Source organism: Demequina globuliformis, assembly GCF_000975155.1.
Classification (GTDB): Bacteria; Actinomycetota; Actinomycetes; order Actinomycetales; family Demequinaceae; genus Demequina; species Demequina globuliformis.
In genome coordinates this window covers 1,636,007-1,660,334 of sequence record NZ_BBRG01000001.1, presented here as the reverse complement: position 1 = coordinate 1,660,334, position 24,328 = coordinate 1,636,007, and the positions used below count along the sequence as shown (strand labels likewise).

Sequence of the window (24,328 nt, the reverse complement as noted above, 5' to 3'; positions counted from 1 at the left end):
CCCCACATGCGCCACCCCACGTGACGACAGTCACAGGCATGCGGTGGCCCCGAGAGGGACCTACCACGGCCCGTACAGCGACTCCGATGTGGCACTCACGGTCTCGCAGACAACGCGCAGATCAGCCTCAAGAACGTCCGCCACCGTGCGCGCGGTGAGCGCCGCCAAGGCGGGATGATTCGGCGTGCCGCGGTGGGGGTGCGCCGTCAGAAACGGGGAGTCAGTCTCGACCAAGACGTGGTCCAACGGCGTGACCGCGAGAGCAGCACGCAACGCCCCGGCGTTCTTGAACGTGACCGTGCCCGCAAAGGACAAATACCAGCCACGTTGGGCCGCCAGCCGCGCCAATCCGGCATCGCCAGAGAAGCAATGGAAAACCGTGCGCTCGGGCGCGCCGTCCCGGTCAAGGACCTCGACGACGTCAGCGTGCGCGTCACGGTCATGGATCTGGAGAGGGAGGTCGAGCTCCTTCGCGAGCGCGATGTGATCGCGGAACGCGGCCACCTGCGCGTCCCGGCCCTCCGGGCCCGTCCTGAAGTAGTCCAGCCCCGTCTCGGACACCACGCGGATGCGTTCGCCACGAGCCAAGTCCGCGATGGTCGCAAAAGCCTCGTCATACGTGCCCGCGGCAGCAAGCACAGCCGCCTCGTTGGGGTGGATGGCCACTCCCCCGAGCATCTGCGGGAACCTCGTGACGGCATCGGCCGTCCAGATCGCAGAGTCGACCTCGCAGCCCACCTGAACCACGCGGGTCACGCCAGCGGCGGCGGCATCCTCGAGGCGCCGCTCAACAGAGCGCGGCTCATCCCCTGCCGGGTACTCAAGGTGGCAATGGTTGTCGACGATGGGCGCCGGAAGCGCCTCAGGAACCGGCGGCCACTGGCCCGCGCGGGTCACTCGTCGTCGCCTCGCATACGCGCCAGCTCGTCCTCAACAATCGAGTCATCAAGCTTGACGAAGATGGGCGATGGCTGAGCCACCGGCGTGCCTGGCACGACCTCGTTGCGCGACCATGTGTTCGCGACCGCGGAGTAGTCTCCCTGGATCACGGGGTAGTGGCGGTCGGGCAGGTCCAGGTCCTCGACCTCGTTCATCTGCGGCATGGGCGCAAACGTGCCGGTGCCGCCCAAGGCCTCGTGAACCTTCTGCGCCGAGTGCGGCAGGAACGGCGCGAGCAGTGTGTTGGCATCGGAGACCAACTGCGCCGCCACGCCCAGCACGGTCTTCATACGCTCGGGATTGTCCGTCTTGAGCTTCCACGGGGCGGTGTCAGCCAAGTACTTGTTGGCCTCGCCCACCACTCGCATGGCCTCGGCGATTGCAGCGCGCTGACGGTGTGCGCCAATGAGCTCGCCCACGCGACCAAAGGATGCCTCGGAGTGCTCGAGCGCGGCACGGTCAACGTCCTGAAGATCAGTGAGCTGCGGGATCTCTCCCACGTTCTTGTGAAGCAGCGAGGCCGTGCGGTTCACGAGATTGCCCCAGCCAGCGACGAGCTCGTTGTTGGTGCGGTTCTTGAACTCGGACCACGTGAAGTCCGCGTCCTGGGACTCCGGACCGGCCGTCGCGATGAAGTAGCGCAGGGCGTCGGGCTGGTAGCGGGCCAGCATGTCGCGCACGTAGATCACGTGCCCGCGGCTTGAGGAGAACTTGGAGGACTCCATGGTGAGGAACTCGCTGGAGACCACCTCGGTGGGGAGCTGCAGGTCACCGAACTCGCTGAGCGAGCCGCCCTTGTCGCCGCGACCGTTGGCGGCGAGCAGTTCACCGGGCCAGATCTGGCTGTGGAACGTGATGTTGTCCTTGCCCATGAAGTAGTAGGACAGCGTCTCCGGGTCGTTCCACCACTGGCGCCATGCGTCCGGCTCACCTTCGCGACGCGCCCACTCGATCGAGGCGGAGAGGTAGCCGATCACGGCGTCGAACCACACGTACAAGCGCTTGTTCGGGTTGGACTCCCAGCCCTCAAGCGGCACGGGGATACCCCAGTCGATGTCGCGGGTCATGGCGCGCGGGCGCACGTCCGCGAGCAAGTTGCGGGAGAAGTTCATAACATTGGGGCGCCACCCGTGGCGGGTGCCCAACCAGTCGGACAGCGGCTGGGCGAGCGCGGGCAGGTCGAGGAAGAAGTGCTCCGTTTCCACGAACTGCGGCTTCTCGCCGTTGATCCGGCTCACAGGGTTCTTCAACTCCGCCGCATCCAGCTGGTTGCCGCAGTTGTCACACTGGTCGCCGCGAGCGCCGTCGGAACCACAGATGGGACAGGTGCCCTCGATGTAACGGTCTGGCAGGGTGCGGCCGGTCGACGGCGAGATGGCGCCACGGGTCGTCTGCTCGATCATGTAGCCGTTTGAGTGCACGGCCTTGAAGAGGGCCTGCGCGACCTTGTAGTGGTTGCCGGTGGTCGTGCGGGTGAAGAGGTCGTAGGACAGGCCCAGCGAAACCAGGTCCTCCACGATCACGCGGTTGTAGCGGTCAGCAAGCTCCTGCGCGCTCACGCCCTCCTGGTCGGCCTGCACCAAAATGGGCGTACCGTGCTCGTCCGTGCCGGACACCATGAGGACGTCGTGTCCCTCCATACGCATGTAGCGACTGAAGACGTCCGAGGGGACTCCGAACCCGGCGACGTGGCCGATGTGGCGGGGTCCGTTGGCGTACGGCCAGGCGACAGCAGAGAGGATGCGTGACATGGGCCCCATCCTAGTGAAGCCGCGCGGTGGCGCGGACGGGACTGCCTACTCGTAGTCGGGAGCAGCGGGGAGGTCGAAGAACTCTTCCATGGTGAGGCCGGTCGTGACCAGTTCCGCGGCGAGGTCCTCGCCCACGTACCGCACGTGCCACGGCTCGTAGCGGATGCCCGTGATGTCCTGCGCATCGCTGGGGTAACGCACAATGAATCCAAACTCGTGGGCGTGCTCAGCAAGCCATCTGCCGGCGGGTTCGTCGGCGAAGCACGCTTTGATGCGGCAGGCCGCAGAGGAATAGGCGTCGGCCGACCAGCCCGTCTGGTGCTCCGAGTAGCCCGGGCGCATGGAGCCGCGGTCAGCGAGGGCGCGCCCCAGGTTTGCCACATACGTTGAGTACAGGCCCGACTGCTTGCCATAGGACCGGTACGCATTCGACAAAGAAAAGGCAGCCCCGGCGTCGGCTGCGGCGGCGCGCATGCGGGTCATGGCAGCGGCGGCCTCCGGGACCATCGACACCCCGGCGACCGTGTCCAACTCGGGTGGCGCGTAGTCGATCGGGTTCACGGGGCGGGTTTTGTTGGTCACGACCCACGGCGACTCGGGCTCGTCGATCGAGTGTCGACTCCACAGGTCGACGCTGAGCTCAGGAGCGGCGCCGATGTTTGCGTCGACGCTGGGCGCGGTGATGGGGCCGATGCTCGCGGTGTCTTCCGTAGCGGGACCGGACTGGGCACCGGGATCGGCCGCGACCGCTGAGGCAAGAGGGGAATCGTCGGCGAAGGGTGTTGCGGCGTTCGCTGGCCCGAACGCGACCACCGCCCACGCTCCCGCCACGCCCGCGATCGACGCTATGACAGTGCCCGGCAGCCCGGCGCCGCGTGGCCGGCGTCGCGCGTGCTGCGGCCGGAGGCTCATCGCCTGGCGTCCTCCCGCGCAGCCAGCACGGCGGCGTACAGGTCGCGGCGGGGCACTCCTGACGTGGTGGCGAGGTCCGCGACAGCGTCCTTCGCGCGTTCGCCCGCGGCGACGCGCGCGAGTGCCTCGGACACGAGGGCCTCGAGGGTGGGGGCTTGAGCGCTACGGCCCGCGACGGTCACCACGATCTCTCCGCGTGGTTCACCGGCGACCGCCCACTCGGCTAGTTCAACGAGCGGTCCGCGCCGCGTCTCCTCATAGGTCTTCGTGAGCTCTCGCGAGACGGCCGCCTCGCGCTCCCCGCCCCACGCCTCCACCATGGCGCGAAGGGTCGCGGCAAGGCGGTGAGGGGCCTCGAAGAACACCATGGTGCGCTGCTCGGCCGCCAGTCCGGCGAGCGCTCGGGCACGCTCTCCTTCCTTGCGCGGAAGAAAGCCTTCAAAACAAAAGCGGTCGGTGGGCAGCCCTGACAGCGCCAGCGCGGTCAGCACCGCGCTCGGCCCCGGCAGCACGTCCACGACGACCCCGGCTGCGACCGCGGCCTCGACCACGCGGAAACCGGGGTCGGAGACGGTTGGCATGCCGGCATCGGACACCACCACGACCCACTGACCGCCAACCGCCCGCTGTACGAGGTCGCCTGCGCGGTCACGCTCATTGTGATCGTGCAGTGCGATGACTTCCGCGCTCACGCTCAGGTCGAGCCTGCGTGCGAGGTCCTTCAGGCGCCTAGTGTCTTCCGCCGCGATCACGTCCGCTTCCGTCAAAGCCGCTCGCAATCGGGCGGACGCGTCGCCCACGTTGCCAATCGGAGTGGCGGCAAGGCTGAGGCGACCGGTCATGCCACCAGCGTCGCACAGCGGCGAGAGTCGTCTGAGAAACGCCACCCACTAGGCTCCCCCTTGTGACGGAATTCGTGTGGCGTTGGCGGGTGACGCTGATGGCGTCGATCGTGGGCGTCGTTGCGGCGATCATGCGCTTCTCAAGCCTGGGCTACCCGCAGGCGCTGGTCTTCGACGAGGTCTTCTACGCGCGCGGTGCTTACTCGCTGATGACGCTGGGCTACGAAGGCGACTGGGGCGGCGATAACCAGGACTTCGCCAACGGCGACGTGTCCCAGCTGTCTACCGACGCCGACTACGTGGTGCATCCCAACGTCGGCAAACTGATGATCAGTTGGGGCATGGAAATGTTCGGCCCCTCCGCCTACGGGTGGCGCTTTATGTCGGCCGTGGTCGGCGTCCTCACGGTGCTGATGATCGCCTTCATCGCCCGACACCTGCTGCGTTCCACGCTGTGGGGCGCGGTCGCCGGCCTGTTCTTGGCGGTCGAAGGCGAACACATTGTGTTGTCGCGGACGGCCCTGCTCGACATCTTCCTCACGTTCTTTGTGGTCGCCGCGATGGGCCTGCTCGTCGTCGATCACCATGTGACGCGCCGCACGCTCGTCAGGCAGTCGGTAGCCGAACGCGAGAGGCTAGGCCTTGGCGAAGGTTCGCTCATCCCTGGGCGGGGCCCGTCCCTGGGAATCCGGTGGTGGCGCCTCGCCGCGATCGCCACCTTTGGCCTGTCGATTTCCGTCAAGTGGAATGGCCTGTACTTCGCGGCCGCCTTCTTGGTGTTGTCCGTCATCTGGGACTGGTACGAACGGCGCATGCTCGGGTGGGAAAACTGGTTCGGGGCAGGCCTCGTGCGCGCCATCCCCGCCTTCCTCGCGACCATCGTCATCATGCCCCTGGTCTACCTCGCGTCGTGGATCCCGTGGTTCCGCTCGGACAACTCATGGGGCCGCCATTGGGCAGAGGACAACCCCGGCGAGGGCCTCACGTGGCTCCCCGACTCGCTGAACTCCCTGGTGCACTATCACTCGCAAATGTGGGAGTTCCACCGCGGCCTCGACTCGCCCCACAACTACGAGTCCAATCCCTGGGGTTGGCCGCTGCAGATCAGGCCAACCGCGTTCTACTTTGAGGACGTCACCGATGTCGATTGCGGCGCCGAGCGGTGCGTGTCAGCGATCCACAGCATCGGCCACCCACTCATCTGGTGGGTTGGCGCCGCCGTCCTGCTGTACGCACTGTGGCGCATTGTCCGCCACCGCGACATGCTCGCGCTGACGGTGACGACGGGGTACCTCGCGGCCTGGCTGCCGTGGCTGCCGTTCGCCCACCGCACCATCTTCACCTTCTACACCGTGACCATGGCGCCGTTCCTGGTCCTGATGGTGGTGTGGGCGATGAAGAGACTCGCGCAACCGGACCGCCTCCGCGGCGCGTGGTGGAAACCCGGCGTGGTGATCTGTCTGGTTTACGTGGCCGCTGTCCTCATCGTGGCGGGCTTCTTCACTCCGCTGTGGACCGGCGAGCCCGTCCCCTTCCGCTACTGGCAACTGCACATGTGGCTGCCATCGTGGGTCTAGCGCCGCTAGTGAACGCGACGTTCGATGAGTCGCGACAGCACAATCGCTGACCGGGTGGAGTCCACCTGATTGGGTGCGCGCACCTGCTCGAGCGCCCTCTCGAGGTCCTGGGTGTCTTTGGCACGGAGCGTGACCATGGCATCGGCCTGACCCGTCACCGTGGTGGCCTCGATGACCTCAGGAACCTTCTCCAGAATGCGCCTGAGCTCCGCGGGTCCCACGATGCCGCGGCAGAACAACTCGACATACGCCTCCGTGCCGTGCCCCACCGCCTCCGGGTCGGTCAACACGGTGAAGCCACGGATCACGCCATCGGCGATCATCCGGTCCACTCGCCGCTTCACGGCGGAGGCTGACAGGCCGATGCGCTCCCCCAGTTCCGCGTAGGGCGCGCGGCCGTCGTCGCTCAACAGATCGAGCAGCTTGCGGTCTAAGGCATCCATGCGTGCACCCTCCTTGCGCCGAACGCGCGTTTCCGTCGCGGTTCTTTTGATACTCGCACGTTTCACGCGCCAAAGGCCAGGAAAGTGCTCGCATTCCTTGCGATCCTGGAACCAGGAGGTGACCCACCGACACGAGAAGGAGCAACACCATGGTCATGCTTGTCGACGTTCCCCGGATGACTGCCTGGATCCGCCACACCGGCGCCGAGCGGATCATCGCTGACATCGCCGCCCGCCTCGAGACTGACTATGCGCGTTGGCCCCAGTTCGACAAGGTGGAACGCATCGCAGCGCATTCGCCCATTGGCGTGATCGAACTCATGCCTATCGCTGATGCAGACCGCTACGGCTTCAAGTACGTCAACGGGCACCCCGCGAACCCCGCGCGCGGCCTGCAGACCGTGACCGCGTTTGGCGCCTACGCGGACGTCCACACTGGCTATCCCATCCTGATCGCCGAGATGACACTGCTGACCGCGCTGCGCACGGCGGCGACCTCTGCAATGGCCGCGCGACACCTGGCTCGCGCTGACAGCGAGGTCATGGCGATCATCGGCAACGGCTCGCAAAGCGAATTCCAGGCCCTGGGCATGCGTGGGGCGCTCGGCATCACGTCGCTGCGCATCTGGGACACCGATCCGGCCGCGATGGACAAGCTCCAACGAAACCTTGAGCCCCACGGATTCACCGTCTACCGGGCCACGAGCGCACGAGACGCATGCCGCGGGGCGGACATCATCACGACCGCAACCGCAGACAAGGCGCTCGCGCAGATCGTTGCCAACGACTGGGTGGAGCCCGGCATGCACCTCAATGCGATCGGCGGCGACTGCCCCGGTAAGACCGAGCTCGACACCGACATTCTGCGTCGCGCGGATGTCTTCGTGGAGTACGAACCTCAGACGCGCATCGAAGGCGAGATCCAGCACCTTCCCGCGGACCACCCGGTGACGGAACTGTGGACAGTCATCACTGGGCAGGCCACGGGGCGCACGTCTCCTGCACAGATCACCGTCTTTGACTCAGTGGGGTTCGCGCTTGAAGACCTCACGGCCCTGGCCCACGTGGCTGATGCCGTACAGGGGACGGAGTTTGCCGGAGAGATCGACCTCGTCGCCTCCCCTGCCGACCCGCGAGACTTGTTCGGCATGGTGGTCTCTCCCGCTTCCGTGCCCAGCTCGCGCTAGCGTCCCCCGTACCCGCACGCTCCTGCCGGTCGGCGGCCCAGTGGCGCCTACCGGCATCGGCCCTCGCCTGGCACGATGGTCCCCATGAACGCCAAGAAGCACGCGCCAGCCACGGTGCCCTCGGAGGTGGCGCAAGCCGCCCAAACCGTCAAAGGTGATCGGCCACACTCGACGGCACCCGCGTGGGCAAACCGTTTTGTATGGATGAGCTCGTGGAAGTTCGTGGTGGTGATTGCTGCCGCTGCGCTCGGCGTTGCCATCGTGCTGGAACTTCGCCACCTGATCGGGATCCTGTTGATCTCGCTGTTCTTTGCGCTGGCGATCATCCCTGGCGTCGAGGCGCTGACCCGTCGATTCACCATGCCTCGCGGCGCCGCCGTTGGCATCATCTTCCTGTCAGCGCTCGTCGCCCTGATCCTGATGGTGTCCTTCCTGATCCCCGCGATCGTGCAGTTCGCGAGCGCCGTCAGCGAAAACCTGACGGCCTGGATGACGAACCTCAATGCGTGGGCTGCGGACCGTTTTGGTAGCGACTTCGTCGACCCGCAAGCCGCCGAAAACGCCACTGCGCCGCTATTGCACGCCGTCCAACAATGGGGCGACAACGTGCTGGGCCTCGTGTCTTCCGGGCTGGGCCTCGTCTTCGACGTGTTCACGATCCTGACGTTCACGTTCTACTTCGCGGCCGACTTCCCCCGCCTCATGCGCACAATCATGCGCCGCATGCCTCCGGAGCGCCAGGAAGTGGTGTCCTGGATCGCGCGCACCTCGATCGAGCAAACCGGTGGCTACTTCTACTCGCGCCTGCTGCTCATGATCGTCTGCGGCACCGGCGCGTTCTTCACGATGATCTTGGTCGGCATGCCGCTCGTGTACGCACTGCCCATGGCGCTGTTTATGGGATTCGTGTCGGAGTTCATTCCGTTCATCGGAACATACCTGGGCGCCATCATCCCCTCGCTGGTGATGCTCGCCGTCGAGGGCTGGGTGCCCACGCTCATCCTGGTCGGCTACGTGCTGGTCTACCAGCAGATCGAGAACTACGTCCTCAACCCGCGGCTGTCCTCGAAAACGATGGAACTGAACGGCGCCGTGGCCTTTGGCGGCGCCATGGCCGGCGGCGCGATCGCGGGCCCCATGGGTGCGTTCATGGCGCTGCCCGTCGCGGCGCTCATCACCGCCATCGCGAAGAACACAGGCCGCACCTATGACGTGGTCGCACAACTTGAGGCAACCGACACGGTCGTGGACGGCGACACCGTGGATCTCGACGCCAAGCCTTCCGGCTAGTCCCGCTCCCAACGCGCAGGATTGACCCTAGCAACGCTGAAGGCGCCGGCCCCACCGTGGGGACCGGCGCCTTCAGCGTCGTAGCGTGGAACAGCGTCGTCGCGTAGAGCCCTACAGCGCCGCGAGGATGTCGACGACGAACACGAGGGTCGATCCCGCGGGAATGCCGTCGCGGTCCTCATCGCCATAGCCGAGCTCGGACGGCACCACGAGCAACACCTGGCTGCCAACAGTCTGCCCTGCCAGGCCCTGGGTCCAACCGGGGATCACGCCCTGAAGCGAGAACTGCGAGGGTTCGCCACGCTCCCACGAGGAGTCGAACTGGCTACCGTCTTCCCACAGCCAACCGCTGTAGTTCACGATCAGAACGTTGTCCTCTTCAACCGTCGCACCGTCGCCCTCAATGAGTGGCTGCGCCACGAGGTCCGTGGGCGCGTCACCGTCGGGAATCTCGACGCTGGGCTTGCCGGCGTCGTCGAGCGTCACGACAGGCAGGCCATCGACTGGGTCTACGGCGGTGCCCTCCGCGCGCTCCAACGGGGTGGTGATCGACTCGACGGTCACCGCAGTGAACGAGGACACGTCGATCGGCTCGCCGGCCTCATCCGGGGCCTCGTACGTCTCGCCAATCAAAATCTGTGCGCCGACCTGCTGGCCAATCAGTGCGTCATACAGCGAAGGCGCGATCGCACCTTCTGTGAGCTGGTAGGCCTGAGTGGATCCGGTGGAGTAGGTGTCGTACAACACCGCTCCGTCAGCGCCGTCAAAGCCGATGTAGTTGAGGTTGACGTACGCGCCGTCCTCGAGGGTCTCACCGTCACCCTCGGTGACGACCCGGTCCACCGTGGTGGAGACCGTGAGGGGCTGCTCGAATTCGAGAGCCGGCACTCCGTCCTCGCCCTCCGTCCACTCAATCGAGTCGACGGCCGCGATGTCCTCTTCCGTCGGCTCAGCGACGGCCGCGGCCGAAGGATCCGCGTTGGCCTCAGTGGAGGTGTTCGCCGACGCGGTCGGGTCGGCCTCGTCCCCAGCGTCCGATGAGCATGCCGTGAGCCCCAGGAGCGCGATAGCTCCCATAGCGACGGCGGTGGTAGTGCGGGTGGTCCTCAAGGGGCTACTCCTTGCGTCCCCTCGCGAAAGGGGTGTGGGGGCGCCGGCACACACCGGCATCGGTCATAGTCGAACAACCGATGGGGGGCTCGAAGAGTTCCCCGGCTCGGAAGACTCCTAGCATTCTGTCAGGTTTCGTCTGAGTGGCCATGCGGCTGCACGTCCCCACCCAGCGACGCCGCCGCGCGTGCGACCATCGAAGAGCAACGCGCGTGCACGATCAGCCGGGAGGACCCGCGTGACCACAGAGGAAGCCACCACCCCAGACGCCGCTCTTCTTGACCGCGCCGTGGACGTGCTCGCCGGGCGCCGCATCGCGGTCGTGACAGGTGCCGGCGTCTCCACCGACTCCGGTATCCCGGACTATCGGGGCGCCACCTCACGACGGCGCACCCCCATGACCATCCAGGAGTTCCTGGGAGACGAGGCCTTCCGGCGTCGCTACTGGGTGGGCTCGCACCTGGGGTGGAAGGCGTTTGCGGGCACCCGGCCCAACGCAGGGCACGAGGCTCTGGCGGCGCTCGAGTCTGCGGGAACCGTGGCGGGGCTCGTCACCCAGAACGTCGACGGGCTCCACCTGCGCGCCGGGTCGCGCGCCGTCGTCGAACTGCACGGCGACATGCGCACAGTGACATGCCTGCGTTGCCACTCAGAGTTTGCGCGCGAGGAGATCGCGGCACGCATCGAACGGGACAACGCGTATTTGGCGATGCCCGACGCGGTCGAGCTCGGCCCCGACGGCGACGTCGCACCTGCGACGTGGGAGGGCTTCAGCGTGCCGGAGTGCAGCGTATGCGGCGGGTTCCTCAAGCCCAACGTCGTTTTCTTTGGAGAGTTGGTGCCGGCACTCAGGACCCGGGCCGCAGAGGCCATCGTGGACCGCGCGAACGCGCTGCTCGTGGCGGGCTCGTCACTCGCGGTGAACTCGGGGTCGCGCTTGATTGAGCGGGCGCACCGCAGCGGCGCACCGGTGGTGATCATCAACCGCGGCGCCACCAAAGGGGACCGTCGCGCCACCGTCAAAATCGACGCGGGCACCAGCGAGACGCTGGCGAGCCTGGCGCGCGAACTGGGTGTGCCCGGCTCCTTGCCCTGATCCGGCGCGGCAACCGCAGCGCCACCCGACCGCCCCCGCAGTGGCGACAAAAAGGGCCGCACCGTGACCGGTGCGACCCTGATTACTTGGTGGAGCTGAGGGGAATCGAACCCCTGACCTTCTCATTGCGAACGAGACGCGCTACCAACTGCGCCACAGCCCCAAGGCTTCACGAGAATACCACCTGCCGCAGTCGGTCCGGCAACCGGCATCCTCAGATGCGCAGTCGCCGTCGAGGCGCGAGCTCTCGGCGCGACCCCGCCGCTAGCATGACCGTGACGGCCCCATTCGCACAGGAGGAACCATGAACCAGCCGCGCTACACCGATGAACTGGGATTCGATCCCGCTCAGATGACGCGCAATGCCATCAACGTTGCCCGCGTCACGATGGGCGTGTTGGGCGCGGTGGGCATCGCCATCGGTATTGCCCTGTTGGTGTGGCCAGGGAAGTCCCTTGAGGTCGTCGCGGTGTTCGCCGGAATCTTCTTCGTCATCTCAGGTGCCGTGCGCACTGCGGTCGGCATCTTCAGCCGCGACGTGGCGACCGGTGCCCGCATCCTGAACATGATCGTTGGCCTGCTCTTGCTACTGGGCGGCATTGTCATGCTGAAGAACTTGACGGCCGCCGCGGGCGTGCTGACCGTGATCACTGTCATCTTGATTGGCCTGGGCTGGGTGATCGAGGGCGTCGCGACTCTCGCGCAGGCTGGCCGTGCCAAGTCCTCCTCGATGGCTTACGTGCGCGGCGTGATTGGTCTGGTCGCCGGCATTGTGCTCATCGTGGTGCCCACCTGGAGTGCCCTCGCCCTGGTCCTCATGACCGGCATCACCTTCCTGCTCATCGGCATCGTAGGCGTGGTGCAGGCCTTCGCGCTCGGCCGTCACCTGCCGACCGAGGCGGAAGCCGAGAAGCACACCGTCATCGACGGCTAACGACACACTCAAGGTGAGGGCCGATGCCGGGGCAACCCTGGCATCGGCCCTCACCTTTTTTGACGCGAAATGGCTCCATTTGGCTGTCTAGCGCAGCCAAAACAGCGAAATGGTGCCATCTGGCGGTGGTGGAGGCGGTGGAGACGGTCGCGGCAGAGTTCACACAACCGACTCATTCCCGCAATGCCTCCTCAACCGCCGCGCCGTAGCGTGAGCGCTACAGGCGGCCCCTGCAGTTGCGGCGCCGCCGCGGCGGAAGGGGCACCATGCTCGACCACGTGGACCCGTTCATCGGCGTGGAGCCAACGGACCTGCCCGCACAGTCCGGGCTCGCCGCCACGTGGTGGGCACCCAAGCCGCTGATCGGCAACACGCATCCGGGAGCCACACACCCGCTCGGCATGGTGAGTGCATGCGCCTACTCCGGTGCCTATCCCACCGGCTACGGCCGCTACGACCTGTCCACGGAGGGAGTCCCGACGGCCCTCCACGAGGACCTCGTCGCCTCCGGCTTCACGCACTTTCAACAGTCAGGCACGGGTGCCATTCGCAAGTACTACAACTACATGCGCGTCACGCCCATGCTGGAACCGCTTGACGCCCTAGGGCAAACATGGGGCCTCCACGACGAGGACGCCAGGCCCGGCTGGTACCGCACCCGGCTGGACTCAGGCATCACGGCGGAACTCACGGTCGGCCCCAAGAGCGCCGTCCACCGGTACACGTTCCCCGCTCACGCAGACGCGCGCGTCGTCATCGACATGTCCATGGGTGGGCTCGCCATTCCGTATGGCGCGACCGTGCCGCTGCGCGCCCATCTCGAGACGGTCGAGCCCGGGGTCGTCCAAGGGGAAATCGTGGTCGAAGGTGCGCCGCTCGCCGTGCACATCGAGTGCGACGTCGAGGGGTGGCGGCAGCTGCTGTGGTACGACCGCAGGCTCATGCCGGGCGGGTCCTCGTTGGCCTTCGACCACATCCGCCCCACGACCTTGCGCCCGTTCGGATTCATGTGGGCGGGACCCACGACGGAGGGCCAACAGGTCGAGGTCCGCATGGGCTTTTCGCTGCGCGGCGTTGAGCAGGCGCGCGCCAACCTCAAGCGCGACGAGGCGCACGAGGCCCCGGCCTTCGACCGCCGCGTCGCCGCCACGCGCCAGGCATGGGACGGCATGCTCGCCAAGGTACGGATCGACACCGACAACCGCGAGCGCCGCGAGGTCTTCGCGACATCGATGTACCACTCACTCATCAAGCCGTCGTTCGCGAAGGACGAGAGCCCGTTCTGGCCGTCGAAGGGCCCGTGGGTCTTCGACGTTTCCACGATGTGGGACATCTATCGCACACAGTTGCCGCTCCTGACCACGCTCGCGCCGGACCGCGCGGTCGAACTCGCCAACGCGCTGCTGACCATCTGTGAACAGGAGGGCAACCTCCCCATCGGCTACCGCATGGCGCGAGGCTCCGACCGCTTTGGGCGCCAAGGCTCCGCGCTGGCCCACACGTTCCTGGCAGACCTCGCACAACTGGGCCTGCCCGGGATCGACTGGGAGTGGGCGCTCGTGCATCTCACCGCTGACCTGCGGCGCACCTACGGCGAGGACTACCTGCTGCGCGGCATCACCCACCCCATCAGTCACACACTGGACTTGTCCTACGGTTACTGGTGCACGGCGCATGTGGCGCGGCTAGTGGGCGACATGGACCTGGCGAGCGAGTTGGAGAAGTTGGCCGAGCACTGGCCGGCGGCGTTCGGGCCAGATGGCTTGCTCATTGACTCGACGTTCTACGAGGGCACCCGCGCGAACTACTCGTTCCGACTCATGCATGACATGGCTTCCCGGGTGGGACTCAGCGGCGGCGACAACGGCTTCGTGGACGCGCTCGACAGCTTCTTTGGGCAAGGGGCCGACGCCGTTGTCCAGCCGGGCGTGCGGCCGTCGGTCGAGGAAATGGTCGCCGGATACTCGCTCGGAAGGTTCGAAGGGCTCAACAATGAGCCGGACATGGATGCTCCGTGGGCCTATCACTATGCGGGACGCCCGGACCGCACCGCGGAGATCGTGCACGCCATCGTCCACCAGCAGTTCGGCACCGGGCGAGGCGGACTGCCCGGCAATGACGACTCCGGCGGCCTGTCCAGTTGGTACGTGTGGGCGTCGCTAGGCCTGTTCCCCGTCGCCGGGCAAGCGCTGTTCCTCCTCCATCCCCCGGCGTTTCACTACTCGACCGTCGCGGTCGCAGGCGGGATGCTCAGCATCGACACCTCTGGATTTCGCGAGCCCCACCGCGACGGCGCCGTTCAGTACATCCAATCCGCAAGTTTCAACGGCGAACCTCTCCCGGGCGCATGGATTCCCGCCTCGCGCGTTCACGCCGGTGGCCGCCTGCACCTCACACTTGGCCCCGAGCCTTCCGGCTGGGGCACCGACCATCGCCCTCCCTCATGGACCTCACCGGAGGTGTTGTCATGACCACTCGCCCCGACCGTCGGCTCGTGATTGTTGTGCGCGCTGATCCCGTCATTTGCGGCCACTCCGGAGAGGCGCGCAACCTCGCCGAGGTTGCCCTGACTCGCGGCTTCGACGACGTCAGGATCGTGACCTGGCCCCTTGACCGGCTGGAAGAGACGGGTCTGCCGCTCAAGCCGCTGGCTACCGTGATGCCGTACTCGCCGGGAATCACCGTGGAACGGCCCGCTCCCGTGGGCGGCTACAAGATTCCGGACGGGCGCTTCCAAGCGGGCATCACCGGCAGGCTGATCGAACTCTTCACCGACGGCGTGCCGACCGTGTGTCTCTCCCTCTACCTGTCCCCCCACACCCTCGCGGTGCAGGAGGCAGTGAGCGCCGCCCGAGCCACGGGACTGCCGGTCAACGTCACGACTATCGCGGAGGCGGTGGGTTCCGACGTCACGGACGTGGTGCGCGCCTGCGTCGAGGCCGACCGGTTTGGCGCGGCCGCCCACGTGCTGTCGAGCTACCTGGCCCAGGACCACTGTGTCGCGGTGTCCGACTACACGAAGGAGGTCATCGTCGAGGCGGCTGCTGCCATCGACGCCCGGTACGGCACTGACTTCGCCACTCAATGTGAACGGCGGGTGGGCATCTCCTACCCGGCGATCGACACATCGGCCTACCTGGATCTTGACCCTGCGGTGACGGACGCCGTGGTGCGGCGGCGGGGACTCACGCGCGACGGATACGTGCTGTTCCTTTCTCGCCTGGGCACCGCCAAGGGAGTCGACGACCTGATCGATGGCTTTGCCGCGTCCATGACTCATCACTCGCGGACGCTCGTGATCGCTGGCCGGGGCCCCGACGCCGCGGCGCTGCAGGCACATGCGGCGTCCTCACCAGCTGCGCATCGCATCCGATTCCTCGACGACGTTGGCGACGAAGAAAAGCCTCACCTGATGGCCGCGTGCGCCGCCTACGTGCTGCCGTCCAAACCCCGCCCCGAGTTCACGGAGACGTTTGGAATCGCGCTGGTGGAAGAGATGCTGGCGGGCGGCGGGCCCGTGATCACCTGCGCGACCGGGGGGATCCCCGAGGCGGTCGGCAGCACCGCACTATTGGTGCCAACCGACGACCCGCACGCGATCGCTGGCGCGCTTGACGAGGCGATCCTGGGGATGACCGACGCCCACAAGGACGCTCACCGGCGACGCGCCAGGGAGCACGCGATGATGTGCGACCGCGAGCGCGTCTTCGATGCCCTGATGTCGCGGCTGTCCGCTTCCGCTGCCCCCATGCCCCAGATGGAGCCATCTGGTCGTGTGAGCGCGCGCTAGCCGACCGGCGGGCACGCGAGTGCTGACATGCGGGTGCCGCGGCGCCCACGCGCGCGCTTGCATCCGCTGAAGTGGCACAAACTGGCTGTTATACGACCGTAAAACAGCCAAATGGAGCCATTTGGCGGGAAGGGGTGGCGGGCGGGCGAGCGGGCCGGCGTTGGGTTTCTAGCCTGCGCGGCGACGGCGGGCGAGGATCGCATCAAGCGCCGCCGTGGTGCTGGCGGGCTCGGGCTGCACGGAGTCGGTGCCTGTGGAAGCCACGACCGTTGCAGGCTGCTCCTGGCTCTGGCCCCAACGCTTGGCACGAGCCAGCGCGGCGTCGTAGTCCTCGGCGCTAATGGGGCGCGCCTCACGCTGACGCACTGTCGGCTTGAGCGTGTAGGACGGGGCGGGCATCTCGCGCGGTGACCACGCCGCGGACTCCTCAGGAGCGGACGTCTCCGTCTGCACCCGCTCGGGAAGCTCGGGCGCCGGCACTGGTGCGGGCGCGGCCAAGGGCGCCAGGTCTTCGGAGGTGACAATACGAATGGCCTGGGTCGCCACGTCCGACGGCTCGGCCTCGTGGCCAGCGGCACGCTCACGCGAGACCACTCGTAGGGCCTGGGTTGCGGTCGCTGCCGCTTCGACCTCGCGGGCGACCAGCAGCAGACGCTCATCGGCCTTGCGCTGCGCCGCAGCTGCTCGCGCTCCCGCGGTTACGACACCCACGACCGCAGCGGTCGCCACTGCGCCCACAAAACCGGAGGTGCCAGCAAAGGCGACGAATCCCCACGAGATCACGGCGATCACCAATGCACCGCCAGCCACCACCAGGCGACGGCGAGCCTGCGCGGCACGCTCCGCAAGGATGGCGGCGCGGTCTCGGCGCACGCGCAAACGCTCACGCTGGGCGAAAACGGCGGCCTGATCAAGTGGACCCACGGGCCGCGACTGCGTCTCGGCACGTTCGGAGACTCGCTCGGCGCGCGTGGCTCCGGTGGCCAGCAACGGCACCTGACCGGAGTCCGTCGAGGGGCGAGCGGCCGCCTTCTCGAGGCGCTCGGCGGAGGACTTCACGACGCGCATCTGCGCGCTGTAGCGATCCTCGGTTCGTACAAGGGCGTAGTCGCCGCGTTCCTTGATCCGCTGGGGAAGAAGGTAGGCGACCACGAGCCCCAACGCGATGATCGCGAGCAGTCCGACTGGCACCATGGGCACGACGGTACGGCCGGGCGGCGCTCAGGAGCGTGAGGCGCGCGGCGTGTCAGTTCTGTTGCCCCCAATATCGGCCACTTCGCGGCTGATCTTGAGTGCAGGCATAAATACGGTGGTCGCGCCAGTTGCCGTCGATGTAGAGATAGGACAGCCGCAGCCCCTCATCGCGAAAGCCCAGCTTCTGCGCCACCGCGATCGAGCGGTCATTTTCTGGGCGTACCGCTATTTCGAGACGGTGCAGTCCGCGGTCGAACGCCAACCCCGCCAGCATGGCGACCGCGGTGGGCACAATCCCCCGCCCCGCGTGCGCTTCGTCGATCCAATAGCCAATGGAGCCGCCGCGTTCAGCACCCCATTGCACGCCAAAGATCGTCACGCGCGCGACGAGCGCGCCCTCGAACTCCACAATGGCCGGATACCCCGCATCCTCGCGCCACTGTTTGCGGTCTCGTCTGACCATCTGCCCAAAGGTCGCCCCCGGAGGCTTTGCCCCTGGCGGAGTCGTCGCCTCCCACGGCTGGAGCCACCGCCGATTCCTGGCCCTCAAGTCCAGCCACGCGGCCTCGTCGGACCGTCGCAAGGCGCGCACCGTCACCGGTCCGCGGGTCAGCGTGACAGGGCGCACAGTCTCACCAGCGCGAACAGTGAACCCGCATACCGGGTTCGACCTCGGCCGTCTCTGGACCCGTCCACGCCAGTGCGTCCGCCTTTGCCAGCGAGGCCAGTGACAGCGTCCCGTCCCCAATGGGTGTCGCCACGCGACCCTCGTCGGTGCGTCGCAGCGCGACCGGGACGGCGTTCACGTGGCCCTCGCGCGCGCTCCAGCCCTGACCCACCGTCGCGACCATGGCGTCGCGTTCACGCTGGTGGAATCCGCACATGTCACGCAAAGCCGGGCGCACACAGGCCTCAAACATCACTGCCGCAGCGGCCGGTGAACCCGGCAGCGCCACGACGGGAATGTGCCGCGGCCCCATATCGATCGCGCCAAGGCCCATGCGGCGCCCCGGATACAGGGCGACGTCCGACAGTTCGAAGTTCCCCAGCCGCGCCATCACCGAGGCCACCGTGTCACGCGTCCCCTGGGACAGACCGCCTGTGGTGAGCAGGACATCGGCCCTCACCAGTTGATCTTCGAGCGCTGCGCGTAGCGCGAGCGGCTCGTCCGGAACCGGCCCCACCCGGTACGCCTGCGCGCCCGCGTCACGCACCAGGCCAGCGAGCAGATGGGAGTTCGCGTCCGGCACTCCCCCGCCGGGACGGCGCGCGCCTGGATCAATCAGCTCATCACCCACGGCAACGATGACCACGCGCGGCACGGGATGCACGCGCAGGCGGGGCCTGCCCATCGCGGCCGCCGCGGCAACCTGGCGCGGGCCCAGCCGCGTCCCTGCCGCCACCAGCATTTCGCCGGCCCGTACATCGGAGCCCTCCGGGCGCACGTTCTGCCCCGGCGTGACGTGACCATCGATGATGACCCTCGCCACGCCGCCGTCGGTGCGGTCAGACGGAACCACGGCATCGGCGCCCCGCGGCAGCGGCCCGCCCGAGGGCACGCGCGCCGCCGTGCCCGGGACGTGCGTGCGCGGCGACCTGTCGTCGAATGACACGTCGTGCGACACCACCAACGCGTGATCCGCCGTGACGTCGGCGGCGGCAACGGCGTAGCCATCGCAGGCGGACACCGGCGCCGCTGGCAGGTCACGCGCCGCCACGACATCTTCGGCGAGGGTGCCGCCGACCGCATCCGCGATCAGCACGTCGAGGGCGGGGTTGCGGCCGAGCGCAGCGCTGACTACGCGCTTGTAGTCGGCGAGGCTGTGGACAGTCACGTCACGCATTGTCGCCGCCGACGCGCCACCACGGCAAGTGCCGCGCTGGTGGGGGTGCAATGTGAGGAACACGTCACGAGGCGTTCACGAATTACTGACACAATGGGACACATGACCTCGCAGCCGAGCCATGCCCGAACAGAGGCGCCCGAAGACGCGAAAGCTCACCTGCGGGCATCCGTCAGGAAGGCTCGCCTGCACCGCTCCGAGCGGCGTAACGAGGAGCTCGCGGTCGCACTTCGCGACCATGTCCTGCAACTGCCGGCGGTCGAGCGCGCCCAGTGCGTGTCCGTCTACGCGTCTCGCCCCCACGAGCCTGGCACCCTTCCCCTCATCTCTGCCCTGCACGACCGCGGGGTGAGCGTGCTGATCCCGTGCCTGGGCGACGGGCTTCAGCGCGGCTGGGCTGAATATCGTGGCGCCGACGACCTCGTGGAACGTGCGCCGGGGCGCCCTCCCGAGCCGTCCGGCACCTTTTTGCCGGGGGAGGCACTCGAACGGGCCGATGTCGTGGTGGTCCCGGCCCTGGCCGTGGACGTGGCCGGCACTCGCCTAGGCCAAGGCGGCGGTTGGTACGACCGCGCTCTTACCCTCGCACGCCCCGACGCTCCCGTCGTGGCCCTCACCTTCACGTCGGAATTCCACGTGGATGGTGCGCTGCTTCCGCGCGAGTCTCACGACCGGCCCGTCAACGCCGTTATCACGCCGCAAGGGATTACGTCACTTCCCGCGTAGAATGCTCGACATGCCCACGTACTCGTATGCCTGTCGCGCTTGCGACCACCGCTTTGACGAGGTGCAGTCGATCCACGACGACGCTCTCGTCACCTGCCCTGCATGCTCCGGCCAGCTCCGCCGTGTCTTTGGCAACGTGGGCGTGACCTTCAAGGGATCGGGCTTCTACCGCACGGACTCCCGCTCAGACGCCAAGGCCTCGAACTAGCGCACTGCGCACCCTCCCCCGCGTCTGGATTTACCAGTGCGGGGGCTTTTCGCGCAGGATGTCGTCCTCGCGTGAACCCGAATAGCCATCGCCCCAGCCGGCGTCCTCGTCCTCCCACGCTCGGGTAGGAATGAGCGGACGGTCGGCACCCTGCGGGCGTGCCGGGGTGGGAAGGTGGTCGTCCTCGTCGGCGGCCTCGTCCGGGGCTGCGTCGTCAGAGTCCTCGTCCACGTCGGCAGCCTCCTCCGCTTCTGACGCCTCATCCGCTTCTGACGCCTCATGCGCTTGCGCAGCCTCGGCGGCGTCGGCGCCTGCCTTGTCACCTGGCTGCTCGGGGATCTCGAAGTCCAGTTCCACGGAGATGATCTCGGGCTTCGACCGCGGGGTCGGTGTCGCGACCGCAGCCGTGGCGGGTTCCGGCTCTGGCTCCGGCTCCGGAGCGGGCTCAGCGTCGTCTCGTTCCGGCACCGCTGCTGCCGGCACGCCCGTGGGGCTCGCCCCGGGGGTGGTATCGGAAGCGGCCTCGGCTCGCTGCCCCGTGGCCGCATCGATCGCGGACTCGACCATGAGTGTGGACAGGCCCAGGGTCATCGGCTCGGGCTCGGGCCGCCGCACGTCCTCCTGGACCTCGGGTGCGGCGTCGGGTTCGGCAGCGGCGGGCACGTCGATGTCGAGGGCATCCTGCACGATGACGGGCGCGGGGGCGTTCTCCGGCAGCGCCGCGCGCACCTGTGCCGCCGCGGAATCCGGGTCCATGAAGACGTCAAGGGTCCACAGCGGAACGACAACCCATCCCAGGCGCTCCAGCTGCGAGCGCTGCCACCGGACTCGGTCGCGCAGGGAGACCGAGCCCGCCGTCGAGGCCTCGTCGGTCACGATCGCCACCGAGAACTCGGGGTCGCGCTTGCCGCCCACGACCATGGGGATGGCGTCTGCTGCCTTGCCGTAACGCACGTGGACCGGGTAGCCGTCATGCCGTAGGCGCTGCGCCACGTCCGCGAGGAGCCAGTCGCTGGGAGCCGGCTCTGGCCGCTCGGGCGACACGGGCTCGGTCTGTGCCGCACGCAACAGTTCGCGCAGATCGTCGACACCGGGAGCGTCATCGCCGGCGCTGGCCGTGAGGGCGTCTGCATCGAGCGCGGACACGACGGTGACGTCACAGCGAGAGGCGACGAGCGCCTGCACGAGCGCCTGCCGTCCCCATGGCTCCGACAGCGCGCCGAGCGAGGTGGGCGCGTTGCCGTGCTCGTCCGGAGCGAATCCCAGCGACAGGATGACCTCATCGCAACGGATGCCCGCGGCCTCACCGAGTGCCTCGATGCGTGTCGCTGCCGCCACGCGCGCGGAGCGTGCCACCAGTTCAGTGCGCAGGGCCTCGGCGTGGGCGAGCGAACCCGCCACGACGAGCCGGGCGCGGTGAATATCGCGGGAGAAGGCGTCCTCCACGTAGTCGGCGACCGCCCGCACCTCGGCCTCCGTCGTCTCGACCTGCTGGCGCTCGTCCGGGATGGGGGCCGATGCCTCGACGTAGGTCACTGCGAGCCTGCCCTGGGCGCGGGCCGCGGGCTGGGTCGGCAGTGCGCGGCCGTAGGCGGCCTCGCTGAGCAGCGCACTGACGCGCGGGTCGCGAGGCTGACCGGTGGCGTGCATGGTCACCTGGGGCAGCAAGGTGGCCAAAGCCGCGACCGCCGAACGGGTCGCGGCGTGCGCGTCACCTACGACGACGACCTGCTTGGCGCGCGCCAGCGTGGGAACCAGCTCCGCCAGCGCAAGAGACTCGCTTGCCACCACCACGGCGATGTCGATCGACAACGACGGCGGCGCGAGGTGCGATACCTGCTCCGCCTTCGCCAACACCACTGGACGCAATGCCGTGACGAGCGGCGTGAAGTCGCGCCACAGGTCCTGGTAGGACGCGTCGCGGCCCTCCACCAGGGCAGCGAAGAGGTCACGCGCCATATCCGGGTGACGAGCGATCGCGCTGCGCCGCCTTTCCGCAGCCGCACGCATCAAGGGGCCAATGCGCGCTGCAGAGAATTCTGCGTCGCGGGCCTGGAACTCCTCGACGGCGGCGCCAATCGCGCCGTACTCCGTGAGCGATGGGTCAGTCGCGACAATCGCGTCGAAGGCTGCAGCCCACCACGCAAACTCCAGGTCACGCCGGATCTGCGCTCCCGTCGCACCGCGTTCGCGGAGGTCGGCCACGAGGGTCGCGAACCCGCCGGAGTCGATGTCGACATCCACGTCAGTGACGTCGGAGGACTCGAGCGAACCCGGAACTCCGAGCGCCAGGCGGTCGAGCCGGTCGACGAGCTCGTCCCACGGTTCCGCGATCGCGTCCTGCGCTCCCGTGACGGCCGTCACGACGCTGGCGATGGTCTCCCACTCGCCTCGCGCACGTTCAACGCGGTCCATGTAGAGGTCGTAGTCATCGGGGACCACTGGCCAGCCGCCAGCGGAGCAGTGCGAGCGCCACCGCAAGGCCAGGTCATGCGCGCGTACCAAGTCGGCGTGCAAGGTCTCCTTGCCGCGGCCAGGTCGCAGTAGTTCCACCGCCCGGCGCATGAGCGCACGTCGGTCCCGTCGCGGGATGTCGACATGGCGAGAGGATCCATGCGGAGCCGTGGCGGACACGAGGTCATGCAGCGACCGGTGGAACACCGCGGGAGAGAAGATCTCGAGGACCTGACGCAACTGGTCGAACATGTCGACCTGATCTGCCCATACTGCGAAGCTAGGGGCCTCGTCGACACCGGTCTCGTGCGCGGCCATCGCTGCCTCAGAGCGGAGCTTCGGAAGGGAGCGACCCAGCAACGACGCGAGGGCTTCGTCAAGGCGAGGGCCATCCTCACTTAGAGCGTGCCCTGACCACCACGGCTCTGCGCCCTCGTCGATCGACAATGCCGCCGCGGCATCCGCCTGCTTCGCCACCGCGGCCTCATCGGCCCCTTCGGGAGCGAGAGCCCGTGCGAGCGCAGCCGAGACGGACGCGAAGCCGTTGTCCACGACTACTGCTCCGGCGTCGGCCCCCAACCGCGCCGTCGTCTCCGGCGGCGGAGTGGACGTCGTAATGCGCACAATCGCCTGGACCGCTTCGAAGGCGCTCACACCCCAAGGGCGGTAGGTGCGGTGGAGGGCGTCGAATCGCCGGTGCAGCGAAGCGCGTGCCGTCACGAGGGCCTCGCCGGACGCACGCAACTGCGCGTCATCGACGTGGGGCGTGCCCATCGTGATCGCTTCAAGCAGGCGCGAGCGCGCCCTCATGTTCCACGCAGCCTCCGTGCCATCGACAACGACGTCGCCGGCGCCCAGGTCAGCCATGCGGCGACCGATCGCCTTGAGGGCGTCATCCTGCCCACCCACGATGGCGACGGTCCGCCCGGATGCGGCACCGTCGGCGCCTATCGCGGCGGCAATGCCAACGGAGTCCGCGCCGGGCGGAGTCTGGAGGAAGACGTCGCGGCCCGTGGCAATCAAGTCCAATGCGGCGAACGTGACGTCGTCAAGGTCACCGAGGCCGCGCTCGCCGAAGGGGTCACGATCACCGCGGGGGAACGCAGGAAGGGGCTCGCCCAGGGTTGCGAGCGCGTCACGGTCGCCTGCGGCCGCAGCGAGGATGGGCGATGCGCCGATGACCGCGTCGAGGTCGTCCAAGTCGTCAAGCAGGCGCTGCTCCGGGTCGTCGTACGCACCCAGGATGAGGCGATTGCGCACTTCAAAGGTTTCGCCAAGGAGGTCCTTGTGCTCCTCGAGCGCGTCCCACAGTGGACGCGGGTCAAAGTCCCGGCCGGGGTGGATGGTCGGCAGCGCCGGTGCCGTCTCCCGGCCGGCCTGCGCGGCGCGTTCCCGTAGCAGCGAGACCATCACCGGGTTGATCCAGACCTCGTCACGCAACGTGATGTGGAGGTCGCGTTCGCGGTACCGATCGAGTTCGACCGCACGCAACAGCACCGGCATTTCGACGTCGTGGCTGGCCTCGCGCCAGCAGGCCGTTCCCACCGCCATCGCGGCGGTCCAGGCACCGGTGGCGGCCTTGACTCGCTCCGCCTCTGTGAGAATCGCGCGGCCCTTCGTGAGGGCGGCGTCGAGCGCCTGGTCCTCGCGCACAAGGGACGTCAGCGCGGTGGGACGCGAAGCGAAGAGCTGGGCCAGCCCTGAGGGGTGAGAGTGGCGCAGGTCGATGAGCTCGGCCTGCGTGGCGACGACGTCGCGGAGAGGGGACACCGTCGCGCGAGCCTGAAGCTGTTCTCGCCACTCCTGAAGTGCGTCCGCCACGAGGGAACGCCCGATGTAGTCCACCACTGTCCTACGGTACCCATCCCTGACTCTCAGATGCGGCCACCACGCCGGGCCGCTCGCGTGCGGTGCCACGCGGGGCAGCCGGCGGGCCCGGAAACGACACAGTGCGCGCCCACTTGATCAGCCGACGCGCACCGTTGAAGGAAATTGTGGGACCGCTCCCGGCCTCTCGTCAAACCGGACGCT

At 67.8% G+C, this 24,328-nt stretch carries 19 protein-coding genes and 1 tRNA gene; 9 read left to right on the top strand and 11 right to left on the bottom strand.

Annotation, left to right across the window (positions count from 1 at the left end; genetic code table 11):
• Positions 1–60: 60 nt before the first annotated feature.
• From AOP75_RS07770 to rsmI, 4 genes are read right to left on the bottom strand one after another with little or no spacing between them, the layout of a single operon-like run.
• Entirely contained in the window at positions 61–897 is an 837-nt protein-coding gene (locus AOP75_RS07770) for a TatD family hydrolase (protein ID WP_062077957.1), read from the bottom strand.
• Positions 894–2,690, bottom strand: coding sequence for a methionine--tRNA ligase (gene metG, locus AOP75_RS07765; RefSeq protein ID WP_062077955.1), 1,797 nt, complete (start codon positions 2,688–2,690; stop codon positions 894–896). Before metG ends, AOP75_RS07770 begins: the two co-directional genes overlap by 4 nt.
• A 45-nt stretch (positions 2,691–2,735) precedes the next feature.
• Positions 2,736–3,602 (bottom strand): M15 family metallopeptidase, encoded by an 867-nt coding sequence (locus tag AOP75_RS07760; RefSeq protein WP_062077953.1) that lies wholly within the window; start codon positions 3,600–3,602, stop codon positions 2,736–2,738.
• Positions 3,599–4,444: a 16S rRNA (cytidine(1402)-2'-O)-methyltransferase gene (gene rsmI / locus AOP75_RS07755; RefSeq protein ID WP_062077951.1), complete on the bottom strand. Its 846-nt coding sequence runs from the start codon at positions 4,442–4,444 to the stop codon at positions 3,599–3,601. The genes AOP75_RS07760 and rsmI overlap by 4 nt, the downstream gene beginning before the upstream one ends.
• A gap of 62 nt (positions 4,445–4,506) precedes the next feature.
• Here rsmI and AOP75_RS07750 point away from each other — a divergent pair, with 62 nt between their 5' ends.
• The gene (locus AOP75_RS07750) at positions 4,507–6,021 is read left to right on the top strand and encodes a dolichyl-phosphate-mannose--protein mannosyltransferase (protein WP_152649998.1); all 1,515 of its coding nucleotides are present in this window, start codon (positions 4,507–4,509) and stop codon (positions 6,019–6,021) included.
• Between the two features lie 5 nt (positions 6,022–6,026).
• On the opposite strand, the gene AOP75_RS07745 is transcribed toward AOP75_RS07750, so the two are convergent.
• A complete protein-coding gene (locus tag AOP75_RS07745) occupies positions 6,027–6,464 on the bottom strand; it encodes an Lrp/AsnC family transcriptional regulator (RefSeq protein ID WP_062077947.1) in 438 nt (145 codons plus the stop codon).
• Between the two features lie 149 nt (positions 6,465–6,613).
• Here AOP75_RS07745 and ocd point away from each other — a divergent pair, with 149 nt between their 5' ends.
• Together ocd and AOP75_RS07735 are read left to right on the top strand one after the other, a co-directional pair.
• The gene (ocd, locus tag AOP75_RS07740) at positions 6,614–7,651 is read left to right on the top strand and encodes an ornithine cyclodeaminase (protein WP_062077945.1); all 1,038 of its coding nucleotides are present in this window, start codon (positions 6,614–6,616) and stop codon (positions 7,649–7,651) included.
• 84 nt (positions 7,652–7,735) lie between these two features.
• A complete protein-coding gene (locus AOP75_RS07735; protein ID WP_062077943.1) occupies positions 7,736–8,941 on the top strand; it encodes an AI-2E family transporter in 1,206 nt (401 codons plus the stop codon).
• 111 nt (positions 8,942–9,052) lie between these two features.
• Here the strand turns inward: AOP75_RS07735 and AOP75_RS07730 are convergent, their stop codons facing one another.
• Positions 9,053–10,051, bottom strand: coding sequence for an FKBP-type peptidyl-prolyl cis-trans isomerase (locus AOP75_RS07730; protein ID WP_152649997.1), 999 nt, complete (start codon positions 10,049–10,051; stop codon positions 9,053–9,055).
• A gap of 238 nt (positions 10,052–10,289) precedes the next feature.
• Between AOP75_RS07730 and AOP75_RS07725 the strand changes: the two genes are divergently transcribed.
• A complete protein-coding gene (locus AOP75_RS07725) occupies positions 10,290–11,147 on the top strand; it encodes a Sir2 family NAD-dependent protein deacetylase (RefSeq protein WP_062077939.1) in 858 nt (285 codons plus the stop codon).
• Between the two features lie 87 nt (positions 11,148–11,234).
• Here the strand turns inward: AOP75_RS07725 and AOP75_RS07720 are convergent.
• Positions 11,235–11,310: transfer RNA gene (locus tag AOP75_RS07720), tRNA-Ala, on the bottom strand.
• 141 nt (positions 11,311–11,451) lie between these two features.
• Between AOP75_RS07720 and AOP75_RS07715 the strand changes: the two genes are divergently transcribed.
• From AOP75_RS07715 to AOP75_RS07705, 3 genes are all read left to right on the top strand, one after another.
• Positions 11,452–12,081 carry an HdeD family acid-resistance protein gene (locus AOP75_RS07715; protein WP_062077937.1) on the top strand — a complete coding sequence of 210 codons (630 nt, stop codon included), beginning with the start codon at positions 11,452–11,454 and terminating at the stop codon, positions 12,079–12,081.
• A 266-nt stretch (positions 12,082–12,347) separates the two neighbouring features.
• Complete coding sequence (locus tag AOP75_RS07710) at positions 12,348–14,552, top strand: glycoside hydrolase domain-containing protein (protein WP_062077935.1); 2,205 nt, start codon at positions 12,348–12,350, stop codon at positions 14,550–14,552.
• Entirely contained in the window at positions 14,549–15,871 is a 1,323-nt protein-coding gene (locus tag AOP75_RS07705; RefSeq protein WP_062077933.1) for a glycosyltransferase, read from the top strand. Before AOP75_RS07710 ends, AOP75_RS07705 begins: the two co-directional genes overlap by 4 nt.
• 168 nt (positions 15,872–16,039) lie before the next feature.
• Here the strand turns inward: AOP75_RS07705 and AOP75_RS07700 are convergent, their stop codons facing one another.
• From AOP75_RS07700 to AOP75_RS07690, 3 genes are read right to left on the bottom strand one after another with little or no spacing between them, the layout of a single operon-like run.
• On the bottom strand, positions 16,040–17,065 hold the full coding sequence (locus tag AOP75_RS07700) for a hypothetical protein (RefSeq protein ID WP_062077931.1): 1,026 nt from the start codon (positions 17,063–17,065) through the stop codon (positions 16,040–16,042).
• A 52-nt stretch (positions 17,066–17,117) separates the two neighbouring features.
• A complete protein-coding gene (locus AOP75_RS07695; RefSeq protein WP_236683128.1) occupies positions 17,118–17,657 on the bottom strand; it encodes a GNAT family N-acetyltransferase in 540 nt (179 codons plus the stop codon).
• A 40-nt stretch (positions 17,658–17,697) separates the two neighbouring features.
• Positions 17,698–18,900, bottom strand: coding sequence for a molybdopterin molybdotransferase MoeA (locus tag AOP75_RS07690; RefSeq protein ID WP_161794556.1), 1,203 nt, complete (start codon positions 18,898–18,900; stop codon positions 17,698–17,700).
• A gap of 111 nt (positions 18,901–19,011) precedes the next feature.
• Between AOP75_RS07690 and AOP75_RS07685 the strand changes: the two genes are divergently transcribed.
• Together AOP75_RS07685 and AOP75_RS07680 are read left to right on the top strand one after the other, a co-directional pair.
• On the top strand, positions 19,012–19,635 hold the full coding sequence (locus AOP75_RS07685) for a 5-formyltetrahydrofolate cyclo-ligase (RefSeq protein ID WP_062078514.1): 624 nt from the start codon (positions 19,012–19,014) through the stop codon (positions 19,633–19,635).
• 10 nt (positions 19,636–19,645) lie between these two features.
• Positions 19,646–19,843, top strand: a complete 198-nt coding sequence (locus AOP75_RS07680; RefSeq protein ID WP_083966850.1) for an FmdB family zinc ribbon protein — start codon at positions 19,646–19,648, stop codon at positions 19,841–19,843.
• Positions 19,844–19,873: 30 nt separating this feature from the next.
• On the opposite strand, the gene AOP75_RS07675 is transcribed toward AOP75_RS07680, so the two are convergent.
• The gene (locus AOP75_RS07675) at positions 19,874–24,145 is read right to left on the bottom strand and encodes a PDDEXK-like endonuclease domain-containing protein (protein WP_152649995.1); all 4,272 of its coding nucleotides are present in this window, start codon (positions 24,143–24,145) and stop codon (positions 19,874–19,876) included.
• Positions 24,146–24,328: the final 183 nt, after the last annotated feature.